Here is a 13,605-nt window from a genome sequence, read left to right as displayed (position 1 = left end):
TGTCAAGAGCCGGGCTAGAATATGCCGCCTGATCCTTGGCATCATCCTGTCTTTGTCTATATTCCGATGATGGACCAGACGACTTTCTTTGGCGGGCAATTTCTGCTGGCGCTTCCCGGCATGGCTGATCTGCGCTTCGACCATAGCGTGATCGCGCTGTGCGTCCATGACTCCGACGGCGCGATGGGCATTGCGGTCGGGGAGGAGATGGAGGGGGTGAGCCTGCATGGTCTGCTCGACAGTTTCGAGATCGATGGCAGCGCAATTCCCGACAGGCCAGTGCTGCGCGGCGGTCCGGTCGAGCCGCGGCGCGGTTTCGTTCTCCATTCGCTCGACTGGTCGGGTCAGGACATGGTGCAGGTCGGCGGGCAATGGGGATTGTCCGGCTCGCTCGACATATTGAAGGCGATTGCACAGGGGCGGGGGCCGAGCCGCTATCTCGTCGCGCTGGGCTATGCCGGATGGGGGCCGGGACAGCTGGAACGCGAGATGACGAGCGACAGCTGGTTCCTGGCACCGGGCAATGCGGACTTGCTGTTCGACGTCCCGGCTCATCGTAAATGGGCCGCATCCTATGCGGCGGCCGGCGTTGATGCGTCGCATCTGGTCCGAGGGGCCGGATCGGCCTGACGCGGCTTCCGATGGCCAATAGTGTTAGCACATAAAGAAATCTTTATATTGAGTTGCAACAGACGACGGCGGTTGGTAAAGCGCTTGCCATCGCCGCCGCCCGGACTTTTTTCCAGCGGTACAGGCATCATTTCAAGTTTACGGAGACACGACAGTGGCCACCGCTTCCGCCACCCTGGCGCAGGATTATGTGATCGCCGATATCGCCCTGGCCGATTTCGGCCGCAAGGAAATGGATATCGCCGAAACCGAAATGCCCGGCCTGATGGCCCTGCGCGCGGAATTCGGCCCGTCGCAGCCGCTGAAAGGCGCGCGCATCACCGGGTCGCTGCACATGACGATCCAGACCGCCGTGCTGATCGAAACGCTGACCGCGCTGGGCGCGCAGGTCCGCTGGGCGACGTGCAACATCTATTCGACGCAAGACCATGCCGCCGCCGCGATCGCCGCGTCGGGCGTGCCGGTGTTCGCGATCAAGGGCGAAACGCTGCAGGAATATTGGGACTATGTCGAACGCATCTTCGACTGGCACAATGATCCGTCGGGCGTGTGCAACATGATCCTGGACGATGGCGGGGACGCCACCATATTCGCGCTGTGGGGCGCGCGTGTCGAGGCCGGTGAAGAATTGTTCACCCCGTCGAACGAAGAAGAGGAAATCTTCTGCGCGGTGCTGAAGCGCGTTCTTGCCGAACGTCCCGGCTTCCTGACCAAGACGGTCGCCGCCATCAAGGGCGTATCGGAAGAAACGACCACCGGCGTCCATCGCCTGTATGAGCTGGCCAAGAAGGGCAAGCTGCCCTTCCCAGCGATCAACGTGAACGACAGCGTCACCAAGTCGAAGTTTGACAACCTGTACGGCTGCAAGGAATCGCTGGTCGACGCGATCCGTCGCGGCACCGACGTGATGCTGGCCGGCAAGGTCGCCTGCGTCGCTGGTTTCGGTGACGTCGGCAAAGGCTCGGCCGCTTCGCTCCGCAATGGCGGCGCGCGCGTGCTGGTGACCGAAGTCGATCCGATCTGCGCTCTGCAGGCGGCGATGGAAGGCTATGAAGTCGTGACGATGGAAGAGGCCGCCCCGCGCGCCGACATCTTCGTCACCGCGACCGGCAATGAAGGCGTGCTGACCGTCGATCATATGCGCGCGATGAAGAATATGGCGATCGTGTCCAATATCGGCCATTTCGACAGTGAGATCGAGATTGCGGGCCTCCAGAATTTCAAATGGACCGAGATCAAGCCGCAGGTGGACGAAGTTGAGTTCCCCGACGGCAAGAAGATCATCGTCCTGTCGAAGGGCCGTCTGGTCAATCTGGGCAATGCCACCGGCCACCCCAGCTTCGTCATGTCGGCCAGCTTCACCAACCAGACGCTGGCGCAGATCGAACTGTGGACCAAGAGCGAGCAGTATAAGAACGAAGTCTATGTCCTGCCCAAGCATCTGGACGAGAAGGTCGCCGAACTGCATCTGGAAAAGCTGGGCGTGAAGCTCACCAAGCTGAGCCAGAAGCAGGCTGACTATATCGGCGTGCCGGTCGAAGGGCCGTTCAAGCCCGATCATTACCGCTACTGATCAAACAAAAGGGGGAGGGCGATGCCTTCCCCCTTTTTCATTGCCTTTGGTCAATCGGGGCAATTCTTTGCATCGCCTTCTTCCCGCTGCGCCCGACTTGCGTTAGTCCCGGTGCGATTATGGATAGCGACAGGCAGGTTCGGCCGAAATGGGAGCAGAGGGCGCAATGACTCTGACCCCCATGGCCGCCATCATATTGGGTATCGTGCTGGCCCTATGGCTGGGGGGTGCCGTGTGGGCGCTCGCTACTGGCCAGCGGATGCGGCGCGAAGGGATGCAGGCGCAGGGCAAGCTGGACCGCCTTGCTATGTTGCTAGCTTCAGCGCCTGCTGCGCCCGTGGTCATTCACCCCGACGGCAGGTTGGAAGCCGCCGATCGCCTCGCCAAATGGCTGGGCAAGCCCCGCGTCCCAACCTTTGCCTCGGAACTGACTGCCGCTGACGGCGGGCTGGAACCCGACGATGCCGCCGCGCTGGCACGCGAGATCGCGTCGGCACAGAAAGCGGGCAAGAGCTTTGCCCTGCCGGTGCGCGGCGTCGGGTCGTCGCGTCTGCTGCTGGTCCGTGGTGCGCCTGCCGCGCCGGGCTTGGCGTCCAATGGCGGCGTCGTGCTATGGATTTTCGACGCGACCGACAGCCAGTCCGAAATTCAGGCACTCAAGAGTCAAGTGGATCAGTTGCGCGATGCGCTGGAGGCACTGGCTGGCCTTGTCGAAGCTGCGCCCTTTCCGATGTGGCACCGCACGCCCGACCTGCGCCTCAGCCTGGTCAACAGCGCCTATGTTCGCGCGGTGGACGGCGCCGATGCGCGGGAAGTGATTGGCAGCGGCGTGGAACTGGTCGAGGCGGTGAGCGGACTGACCCCGCAAGCCGCCGCCGCCGATGCGCTGACGCGGGGCGAACCGGTCGAGCGCATGGTCCCGGCTACCATTGACGGCGAACGGCGCACCATGCGCGTGGTCGATGTGCCGCTGGGCGAGGCCGGTGTGGCGGGCTATGCGGTCGATCAACATGAGCTGGAACAGGCGCGGGTCGAGCATCGCCGTCTGGAGGCGGCGCAGCGCGATTTGCTGGATCGGCTGTCGGCCGGCGTTGCGCGCTTTGGTCCCGACCGGGCGCTGCGCTTCTGGAACCAGCCCTTCATCAGCCTGTTCGGCCTGCATCAGGAGCAATTGGCCGACGCGCCCCTGTTCGAGCGGGTGCTGGACCAGATGCGCGACGCCCGCCGCCTGCCCGAACATCGCGACTTTCCCGCCTGGCGCGGGGAACGGCGCGACTGGTTCCTGTCGCCCGATCCGGTCGAGGAAAACTGGCTTTTGCAGGACGGCACCCATTTGCGCGTCTATGCCCAGCCGCTGCCCGATGGTGGCCTGCTGCTGATCTTTGAGGATCGCACCGAGCAGGTGCAACTGTCGAGCGCGCGCGACACGCTGCTGCGGGTGCGGACGGCGACGTTCGACAATCTGTTCGAATCGATTGGCGTTTTTTCGTCCGACGGTCGCCTCCAGATGTGGAACAGCCGTTTCCGCACCGTCTGGGGCGCGGATGAGGAAATGCTGGCGACCCATCCGCGGATCGATGATCTGATGCGCGCGGTCCAGGAACGTCTGGCCAAGCCGCAACAGTCCAATCTGGTGCGCGAACTGGTCCGCGCCGCGACGGTCGAGCGCAAGCAGCGGATCGGCCATGTCGGTTTTGCCGACGGACGAATTTTTGAATTTGCCGCCATCCCGCTGCCCGATGGCAACGCGCTTTTCACCATGCTCGACGTAACTGACAGCCGCCGTGTCGAACAGGTGCTGCGCGACCGCAACGTGGCGCTGGAACAGGCCGATGAGGTCAAGACCGCCTTCGTCACCAATATGAGCTATGAACTGCGCACCCCGCTGACGACGATCGCCGGGTTCGCCGAGATGATGAGCGCGGGCTATGCCGGGGAATTGAGCGCATCGGCGAAGGAGTATGTGGACGGCATCCTGCAAAGCACGGGGCGGCTGTCGATGCTGATCGACAATGTGCTGGACCTGACACAGGGCGAGGCCGGAACATTGCCGATCGATCGCGCGCCGGTCGATCTGGCGGCCATTGCGCGCGCCAGCGCAGATCGCGTCCGCGCCGATGCCAGAGCTAAAGGGATCGATCTGGCGGTGACGATAGAGGCCAGCTTGGGTCAGGTGCAGGGGGATGCCCACCGGATCGGGCAGGCGATCGATCATTTGCTCGAAAATGCGGTGCGTTATTGCGGCAAGAGCGCGCGGGTGCTGTTGCATGGCGATGGCGGGACGGATCGTGCGCGGATCGTCATTTCCGACAATGGACCGGGAATTTCCGCCAAGCAGCAAAAGCTGCTGTTCGATCCCGCCGCCCGCGCCGGACAGGCGCGCACGGGAGGCAAGGCCGGGATCGGCCTGCCGCTGGCTCGCCAACTGGCACAGGCGCATGGCGGGACGCTGGAGCTGGTATCGCAGGCGGGGCAGGGGACGATGGTGGTAATCGAGCTGCCCCGTGGCTGAGGCAGTGGTTTATCTGGCAGATGAAACGGCGATGCTCGATTTGGGCCACCGCATCGCCGCCCATGTGCGAATCGGCGATGTCATTGCGCTGGAAGGCGGGCTTGGCGCAGGGAAAACGACGCTGGCGCGCGGCATGTTGGAGGCATTGGGGCTAGCGGGCGAAGCGCCCAGTCCCAGCTTCGCCATTGTCCAGCCCTATGACGTGCCCGAAGTGCGGCTGCCGGTCGCGCATGTCGATCTCTATCGGCTCGACACGCCGGAGGATACGGAGGAACTGGCGCTGGGCGACTATCTGATGGACAGCCTTCTCATCATCGAATGGCCCGACCGGCTGGGGTCGCGGCTATGGCCCCATGCGTTGCGTTTGACCATCGCAATCGAGGCGGATGGCGCTCGGCGCTTGACAGCGGACGTGCCCGACGCTTGGACGGATCGATGGTCACAGATATGATCCCCCCCGCCGCCGCGCCCGCATTCCTTGGCCAAGCCGGATGGGGCGATGCCGCCATCGTGCCGCTGGCCGGGGACGCTTCGTTCCGCCGCTATTTCCGCGTCATCGACGGCGGCCGTCGCGCTGTATTGATGGACGCGCCGCCGCCACATGAAGACCCGCGCCCGTTCATCACGATCGCCGAACATCTGCTTCAGGATGGCTTTGCCGCGCCACGGATATTGGCACGCGATCTGGAACAGGGGCTGGTGCTGATCGAGGACTTCGGCGACCTGCGGGTCAAGGAGCATGTGGACGATCAGCCGGACGCGGAGTTGGCGGTCTATGGCCGCGCCATCGATCTGCTGGCCGATCTCCACCGGCTGCCCGCCGCGCCAGTGCCGCCTTATGACCGGGCAGTCTATCAACGCGAAGTCGGGCTGCTGACCGAGTGGTATTGCCCCGCCATCGGGCTGTCGGTCGATCAGGACGCCTATGTCGCGGCGTGGGACGCGGTGCTGCCGGTCGTCGAACAGTCCGCCAGCCCGACCGTCACCGTGCTGCGCGACTATCATGCGGAAAATATCATGCTGATCGACCGGGCGACGTCTCACGGCCTGGGCCTGCTCGATTTTCAGGACGCGCTGGCCGGGCATCCCGCTTATGATCTGGTGTCGCTGTTGCAGGACGCGCGGCGCGACGTGCCGCCGCAGGTCGAGGCGGCGATGCTGGCGCGTTACAAGGCAATCGCTGCGCCGCCCGATGATTTCGACGCGGCCTATGCGGTGCTGGGGGCGCAGCGGAACGCCAAGATCATCGGCATCTTCACCCGACTGTGGCAGCGCGACGGCAAGCCGCGCTATTTAAGCTTCCTGCCGCGCATGTGGGGTTTGCTGGAGCGCGACCTGGCGCACCCAGCGTTGACCCCGGTCGCAGACTGGTTCGCCGCCAATATTCCCGCAAACCAGCGCCATGACGCGCTGGCGGACCATGCACTGGCATGATCGATACGGCGATGTTGATGGCGGCAGGCCTTGGCAAGCGGATGCGTCCGCTGACCGCGACCCGGCCCAAGCCGCTGGTCAAGGTGGCGGGCAAGCCGCTGATGGACCATGCGCTCGACCGGCTGGAAGCGGGCGGCATCCGCAAGGTGGTGGTCAATGTCCATTATCTCGCCGATACGGTTGAGGCGCATTTGCGCACGCGCAAGGGCGGTATGGAATTCGTCATATCCGACGAGCGCGCCAAACTGCTGGAGACCGGTGGTGGCCTGATCCACGCGGCGCCATTGCTAGGGGACAAGCCCTTCTTTTGCGCCAATAGCGACAATCTGTGGATCGACGGTCCGCAGGAAACTTTGGGCATGATGCAGCGCATCTGGAACCCTGATAAGATGGATGCGCTGCTGCTGCTGGTGCCGCTGGCCCGCGCCCATTGCCATAGCGGGCCGGGCGATTTCCATATGGATGCCGGGGGCCGCCTGACCCGGCGCAAGACCGCCCATGTCGCGCCCTTCGTTTTTACTGGGGTGCAGATATTGTCGCCCTCCCTGTTGCGCGATCCACCCGCTGACATGTTTTCGACCAATATTTTCTGGAACCGGGCGATCGAGGCGGGGCGGCTCTACGGCGTTTCGCATCAGGGGCTGTGGTTCGATGTCGGCACGCCCAAAGCCATCCCCGTCGTGGAATCCATGATCACCCATGGGTGATCGCGGGCGCCCCGCGCTATTTTCCATTCCGGCGCATCGCGCCTTTTCCGATGCGCTGGTTGCTGGCCTGTTGGCGCGCCATGGCGGCGATCCGATGGCGCTGACGCAGGGCATGATCCTGTTGCCGAGCAACCGCGCGGTGCGGGCGGTCAGCGATGCGTTTGTGCGGGCGTCGGGGGGTGGGTTGTTGTTGCCCCGGCTGGTGGCGATCGGCGACCCGGACATTGGCGAGCAGGTCGGCAGCGCGCTCGACCCGCTGGGGGAAGGGGAGGCACTGCCCCCCGCGATTGCGCCGATGCGGCGGCAGATGATCCTGGCGCGGATGGTACAGCAAGTGAAGGGCGACATTGACGCGGGCCAAGCGCTGCAACTGGGGCAGGCGCTGGGCGCGGTGCTGGACCAGATGCAGGTAGAGCGTGTGCCGGTGACGGCCTTGCGCGACCTTACTTTGTCCGATGAACTGTCGCGGCACTGGCAGACTTCGCTGCATCTGTTCGAGATAGTCATCGCCCGCTGGCCGGACGAACTGGCGCGGCTGGGCTGCATGGACCTGACCGAGCGGCGCAACCGTCTGTTCGACCGGCTGGCGGCGCGCTGGCGGGACCATCCGCCGATGAGTTTTGTGGTAGCGGCGGGCATTTCCACGACTGCCCCGGCGGTTGCCGGGCTGCTGCGGCGCATTGGTGAGATGCCCGGCGGCATGGTCGTGTTTGCCGGGCTGGACCAGCATATGGACGATGAGGCTTGGGAGGCGATTGGTCCGTTCGATCCCGATCCGGTCACTGGCCATGCCCCCGCTGGTCATGAAAGCCATCCGCAATATGCGCTGAAACGCCTGTTCCACGCCATGAGCGCGACCCGCGACGATGTCGCGCAATGGCGCTGGGGCAGCGAACATGATGCGCGGGCGGTCCGTGGGCGCAATATCTCCAACGCCATGCTGCCGCCCAAGCTCACTAGCCGGTGGCGTGATCTCAAGACGGCGGATCGGTCGCTGGCTGGTGTCGCGGCGCTGGAAGTGGCGACGCCGGGCGAGGAGGCGCAGGCGATCGCCATCGCGCTGCGCGAGGCGCTGGAGACGGAGAAACGCACCGCCGCGCTGGTGACGCCCGACCGGCAACTGGCGACGCGGGTGTCGGCGCATCTGAAACGCTGGGGGATTGAAGCGGACGATTCGGCGGGCCTGCCGCTATCGCGCCTACCGCCCGGCACCTTGCTGATCGCCATGGCGCAGGCGGTGGCGGAACGGTTCGCGCCGGTGCCGTTGCTGACATTGCTCAAGCATCCGCTGGTGATGCGCGGCGAGAGGCGGCTGGCCTGGCTGGACGGGGTGCGGGCGCTCGACCTGCTGTTGCGGGGACCAAGGCCGCAAGCGGGACTGGTGGGCATCGATATGCTGATGGTTGCGCGTGACGATGACCGGCAGCGTGTCCTGCGCGATCAGGTGCGCGACTGGTGGCCCGCCGCGCGCGCTCTGTTGGAACCGCTAGAACAGGCCTTTGCAGTCACCACCGATCTGGCCGGGCAACTGGCTGCGATCCGCGAGCAGGCAGGTGTGCTGACGGGGGATGCCGTCTGGGCCGGGCATCAGGGCCATGCCGCCGCTGATCTGTTCGCCGAAATGGAGGCTGCCGCCGACGAAGGGCCGCGTCAGGCGGATGTTCGCGCGCTGCCGGTGTTGCTCGACCATATGCTGGGCGGGGTTTCGGTGCGTCCGCCGCAGGGCGGGCATCCGCGCATCGCGATACTGGGCTTGATCGAAGCGCGACTGGTGCAGGCGGACCTGATGATATTGGGCGGCCTCAACGAAGGCACCTGGCCAGGCCTGCCCGCGCCCGATCCATGGCTGGCGCCGCGTATTCGGCGCGAACTGGGCTTGCCGGGGGTTGAGACGCGCATCGGCCTTGCCGCGCATGATTTCGCCAGTGCACTGGGCGCGCCGCATGTGCTGATCACCCGTGCGCGGCGGGGCAGCGGTGGACCCGCGGTGGCGTCGCGGCTGTGGCTGCGATTGAAGGCGATGGCGGGGCCGCAATGGAAGGTTGCGGATCGCTATGCCGCACTGGCGCGCGGGCTGGACACGCCTGCTACGCATAATCCCGTCGGTCGCCCCGCGCCCGCGCCACCGGTTTCCGCCCGCCCGACCGTCATTCCCGTCACCGATGTCGACCGGTTGAAGGCCGACCCTTACGCTTTCTATGCCCGGCGGGTACTGCGGCTGGCGCGGCTCGATCCGGTCGATGCCGATGCCGGGCCAGCCTGGCGCGGGACGGCGGTGCATGACATTCTCCAGCATTGGGCGGAGGCGGGAACGTTGGACCCCGCCGATCTGGAAGCGCGCGCCCGCGCCATGTTCGACCGGCCCGAAGTCCATCCGCTCCTGCGCGCGCTGTGGCAACCGCGCCTGATCGAGGCGATCCGCTGGATTGCGGCGGAAGTCGTGCGGGACAAGGCGGAAGGGCGCACGATCCTGGCGGTCGAGAAGGAAGGGCGGGCGGAGATTGCCGACGTCACGCTTATGGGCAAGGCCGACCGGATCGACCGACTGCCCGACGGCACTTTGGGCATTATCGATTACAAGACCGGCAAGCCCCCCAGTGCGCAGCAGGTGAAGGCGGGCTTTGCGCTGCAACTCGGCCTGTTGGGCGTGATCGCCGAACATGGCGGGTTTGAGGGGATTGATGGCCAGAAGGTCGCCGGTGGCTTTGAATATTGGTCGCTGGCCAAGAAGGGCGACCAGTTTGGCTATCGCGAAAGCCCGGTCGATCCACTGGGCAAGCGCAAGATCGTCACCGCCGATTTCACCATGGACGTCTATGCGCAGTTCGAGGAGCTGGCGCAGGCCTTCCTGCTCGGCACCACGCCCTTCCGTGCGGAGATCAACCCCGAAGTCGCCAATTATGGCGATTATGACCAGTTGATGCGGCTGGAGGAATGGTATGGCCGCGACGATGGCTAAGGGGCTGCAACCCTTGCTGGGCAATCAGGCCCGTGCTGCTGCGCCCGACGCGCATGTCTGGCTGTCGGCTTCGGCAGGCACGGGCAAGACCCATGTGCTGACCGCGCGGGTGTTTCGCCTGCTGCTGCAAGGGGTGCGGCCGGAGAATATATTGTGCCTGACCTTTACCAAGGCGGGCGCGGCGGAAATGGCCGATCGTATCCACGATCGGCTCGCCGCCTGGGTGCAGATGGATGACAAGGGGCTGTTTGCTGATCTGGAGGCGCTGGGCGAGGAGTCCGGGCCGGATGCGCGTGACTTTGCCCGGCGGCTGTTTGCCGAAGTGCTGGAATCGACCGGCGGTGGGCTGCGCATCCAGACGATCCATGGTTTTTGCCAGCAATTGCTGACCGCCTTCCCGCTGGAGGCGGACCTGACGCCCGGTTTCAGCCCGCTCGACCAGCGGGAGCAGAGCAACCTTGCCCGGCAGACGCTGGCCGACATGGTCGTGCGGGCGCATGAGACGGGCGACGAAGCGCTGTTCGCGGCGTTGCAGGCGATCAGCCTGCGGTCGGGCGAGGGCGGGGCGGAGAGCTATCTTCTGCGCTGCGCCGCCAGGGTAGAGGCGCTCGACGCACTGCCGGATGCGATTACGCCTTGGATCATGGCGGAACTGGGATTGCCGGATGGCGACATCGACCAGTGGCTGGCCGATCAGTGCAGCGACGCTATGTTCGACATGCGAACGCTGGATCGGATCGTGCAGGCCAATGTGCAGTGGGGCAAGGGTCGTGGGCTGGAGCGCTGCGACCGGATCGCAGCGTGGCGTGCGCTCGATCCGGCCGGACGCGCTGCCACCCTGACCGACCTGCATCGCGCCTGGGCCAAGGCGGACGGCGACATCATGCTGACCAAGGGGTGGGTGCCGCCAGTCGATAGCTATGCCGAGATGGCGACACGGCTGTATGACCATTGCGGCGAACTGATCGCGATGAAGCTGCGCGCCGATTATGTCGCGCTGCTGGGGCAGGCGCTCCATGCTGGGCGTGCCTATGCGCGGGCCTATGCGCAGGCCAAGCGGCTCGCGGGCGCGGTGGATTTCGACGATCTGATTGGTCGTGCCGCCGCGCTGCTGCAAAAAGAAGGGATTGCAGAGTGGATACGCTATAAGCTTGACCAGCAGATCGACCATATTTTGGTCGATGAAGCGCAGGATACTAATGTTCGGCAATGGCAGATTGTTGGAGCACTGGCGTCCGAGTTTTTCGCGGGCGAGGGCGCGAAAGGCAACAAGGTTCGGACGGTATTTGCGGTTGGAGATTTCAAACAGGCGATATTCGGCTTTCAGGGAACCAGCCCCATTGAATTTCGCGCTGCTCAAAAAGCCTTCTCGCGCTACGCAGACGAAGCAGATCATCCATTCTACGATTTGTCGCTCGATCAGAGTTTCCGTTCCACTCCCGCTGTCCTCGACGTGGTGGACCGCACGATCGCGACGTTGACGGTTGAGAAGCTGGGGATGGTCGCGGGCGACGTCCATCATATTAGCGCCAACCGGCATCCGGGCGAGGTGATGTTGTGGAAGCCGGTCGTGGCCAACCTGTCCGACGAGGCCGAGGGTGAGGAGGATTGGGCCGCCGATCAGGAGCGGGTGCTGGCGCAGAAGATCGCGCAGCAGATCAAACAGTGGATCGACGATGGCGTGATGCTGGAAAGCCGGGGGCGGCCGGTGCGGGCAGGGGACATCATGATCCTGGTCCGCCGCCGCAGCGAACTGGCGCGGCTGATCGTGGCGCGGCTTTATGAGGAGAAGGTGGCGGTCGCGGGGATCGACCGGCTGCGGCTCAATGCACCGCTGGCGGTGCGTGATCTGCTGGCGGCGCTGCGCTTTGCGGTACAACCCGACGATGAGTTGAACATGGCGTCGCTGCTGGTGTCGCCCTTGATCGGCTGGACCCAGAATGAGCTGATGCACCGGCTGATCGGGCGCAAGACCGGGCTGTGGCGGCACCTCAATCAGACGCTGGACGATGCGACGTTGCGGCCCCTGCGTGATCTGCTGGCAGTAGCGGATTTCACCACGCCCTATCGCTATCTGGAGGCGATCCTGTCCGGGCCGATGGATGGCCGCCGTCGCCTGATCGAGCGATTGGGGGCGGAAGCGGTTGATCCGATCGAGGAATTGCTGAACGCCGCGCTGGCGTTCGAGAGTGACGATCATCCCTCGCTCCAGCGCTTCATCGACTGGTTCGACCGGGGCGAAGTCGACATAGTCCGCGATGCGGCGGCGCAGGGCGATATGCTACGCCTGCTGACGGTGCATGGGGCCAAAGGGTTGCAGGCGCCGATCGTCATATTGGCCGACGCCTGCCTCGATCCCGATGCAGGCAATCGCGCGGATTCGCTGCTGTGGAACGGCCTGCCGATCCTGCCCCCGCGCAAGCCGGAGCGGCAGGGACCGATTGGCGATGTGGCCGAACAGGCCGCCGCGGTCGAGCGTGAGGAGCATTGGCGGCTGCTCTATGTCGCCCTGACCCGCGCGGAGGAAAAATTGATCGTCGCCGGATCGCTGGGACCACGGGCTAAGGGCGAGGTGAAGCCTGAAAGCTGGTTCGCGGCGGTCGAGGGGGCGATGGTGTCGCTCGGCGCGGAATGGCAGGCTGATCCCCTGTGGGGCGCTTCGCGGCGCTGGCGCGGGACCGAGGATTTGCCGACCAGGAAGGCGGAGCCGGAAGCCGCAAAGGAACGCACGGCGGCGGACATGCCAGACTGGCTGCGCCAGCCCGCCCCGGTCGAGGCGCGTCCACCGCGTCCGCTGGCCCCTTCCGCGCCAGTCGAGGATGATGTGCCTTACCCGCCGCCGACCCCGGCGATGCGCGCAGCGGCGGAGCGGGGGCGGTGGCTCCACGCCCTGTTCGAGCGACTGCCCAGCGTCGAGCCTGAGCGCCGTCGCGACGCTGCGGATCGCTGGCTGGTGCAGCAGGGGGCGGAGGACGCGGCCGTCCGGCAGGATGTGATTGCGCAAGCGCTCCGTGTTATTGAAGCACCGGACTTTGCCGACCTGTTCAGCCCCGATGCGCTGGCCGAAGCGCCGATCGCGGCGGTGGTCGGCGAAGCGGTGATCGCTGGCACGGTGGATCGATTGTGCGTCGGGCCGGACCGCATCCAGCTGGTCGATTTCAAGACCGGCAGGGTTGCGCCGCTGGGCGTGGACGATGTGCCGACCGCGCATGTCCGGCAGATGGCCGCTTATGCCGCCGCGCTGGCGGTGATCTTCCCCGACCGGACGATCAAAGCGGGGCTGCTCTACACCAGCGCACCGCGCCTCATCATCTTGCCGCCCGCGCTGCTGGCAGCGCACAAGCCGGGCTTTGCGCCCGCGCAGGAGAATTTGCCGCGCTCACCCGTTGAGCGCGATGCCACGACACCCTAGATAGCGCCTCAAGACAAGGAGACTTCAACATGGCCACCAAGGCAGTTACCGACAGCAGCTTCAAGGCTGACGTGATCGATTCCGACAAGCCCGTGCTCGTCGATTTCTGGGCCGAATGGTGCGGCCCGTGCAAGATGATCGGCCCGGCACTGGAGGAAATCTCCGACGAACTGGGTGAGAAGGTAACGATCGCCAAGGTCAATATCGACGAAAATCCCGACGCGCCCGGTCAATATGGCGTGCGCGGCATTCCGACGATGATCCTGTTCAAAAATGGCGAACCAGCCGCCACGAAGGTCGGCGCAGCACCCAAGAGCGCGCTCAAGAGCTGGATCGAGAGCGTTCTCTGATCTGGCCGTTCCGGGCTTCATTATGGAT

Annotated in this window: 9 protein-coding genes; all 9 read left to right on the top strand. The window is 65.0% G+C overall.

Annotated elements, in window-relative coordinates; genetic code table 11:
- Positions 1 to 69 precede the first annotated feature (69 nt).
- On the top strand, positions 70 to 630 hold the full coding sequence (locus KRZ98_RS04060) for a YqgE/AlgH family protein (RefSeq protein WP_217672435.1): 561 nt from the start codon (positions 70 to 72) through the stop codon (positions 628 to 630).
- A 154-nt stretch (positions 631 to 784) separates the two neighbouring features.
- Entirely contained in the window at positions 785 to 2,203 is a 1,419-nt protein-coding gene (ahcY, locus tag KRZ98_RS04055) for an adenosylhomocysteinase (RefSeq protein WP_217672334.1), read from the top strand.
- A 166-nt stretch (positions 2,204 to 2,369) separates the two neighbouring features.
- Positions 2,370 to 4,715 (top strand): PAS domain-containing sensor histidine kinase, encoded by a 2,346-nt coding sequence (locus tag KRZ98_RS04050; RefSeq protein ID WP_217672333.1) that lies wholly within the window; start codon positions 2,370 to 2,372, stop codon positions 4,713 to 4,715.
- A complete protein-coding gene (tsaE, locus tag KRZ98_RS04045) occupies positions 4,708 to 5,166 on the top strand; it encodes a tRNA (adenosine(37)-N6)-threonylcarbamoyltransferase complex ATPase subunit type 1 TsaE (protein WP_217672332.1) in 459 nt (152 codons plus the stop codon). The genes KRZ98_RS04050 and tsaE overlap by 8 nt, the downstream gene beginning before the upstream one ends.
- Positions 5,163 to 6,149 (top strand): aminoglycoside phosphotransferase family protein, encoded by a 987-nt coding sequence (locus tag KRZ98_RS04040; RefSeq protein WP_217672331.1) that lies wholly within the window; start codon positions 5,163 to 5,165, stop codon positions 6,147 to 6,149. The genes tsaE and KRZ98_RS04040 overlap by 4 nt, the downstream gene beginning before the upstream one ends.
- Positions 6,146 to 6,856, top strand: a complete 711-nt coding sequence (locus tag KRZ98_RS04035) for a nucleotidyltransferase family protein (RefSeq protein WP_217672330.1) — start codon at positions 6,146 to 6,148, stop codon at positions 6,854 to 6,856. The genes KRZ98_RS04040 and KRZ98_RS04035 overlap by 4 nt, the downstream gene beginning before the upstream one ends.
- The gene (gene addB, locus KRZ98_RS04030) at positions 6,849 to 9,815 is read left to right on the top strand and encodes a double-strand break repair protein AddB (protein ID WP_217672329.1); all 2,967 of its coding nucleotides are present in this window, start codon (positions 6,849 to 6,851) and stop codon (positions 9,813 to 9,815) included. The genes KRZ98_RS04035 and addB overlap by 8 nt, the downstream gene beginning before the upstream one ends.
- On the top strand, positions 9,796 to 13,227 hold the full coding sequence (gene addA / locus KRZ98_RS04025) for a double-strand break repair helicase AddA (protein WP_217672328.1): 3,432 nt from the start codon (positions 9,796 to 9,798) through the stop codon (positions 13,225 to 13,227). Before addB ends, addA begins: the two co-directional genes overlap by 20 nt.
- 29 nt (positions 13,228 to 13,256) lie before the next feature.
- Positions 13,257 to 13,577, top strand: a complete 321-nt coding sequence (trxA, locus tag KRZ98_RS04020) for a thioredoxin TrxA (protein ID WP_217672327.1) — start codon at positions 13,257 to 13,259, stop codon at positions 13,575 to 13,577.
- Positions 13,578 to 13,605 lie beyond the last annotated feature (28 nt).

The sequence above is a fragment of the Sphingobium sp. AS12 genome, assembly GCF_019097845.1.
GTDB lineage: Bacteria > Pseudomonadota > Alphaproteobacteria > Sphingomonadales > Sphingomonadaceae > Sphingobium.
Note: the sequence above shows the minus strand (reverse complement) of the source record. Positions and strands in the feature narration are given on the sequence as shown.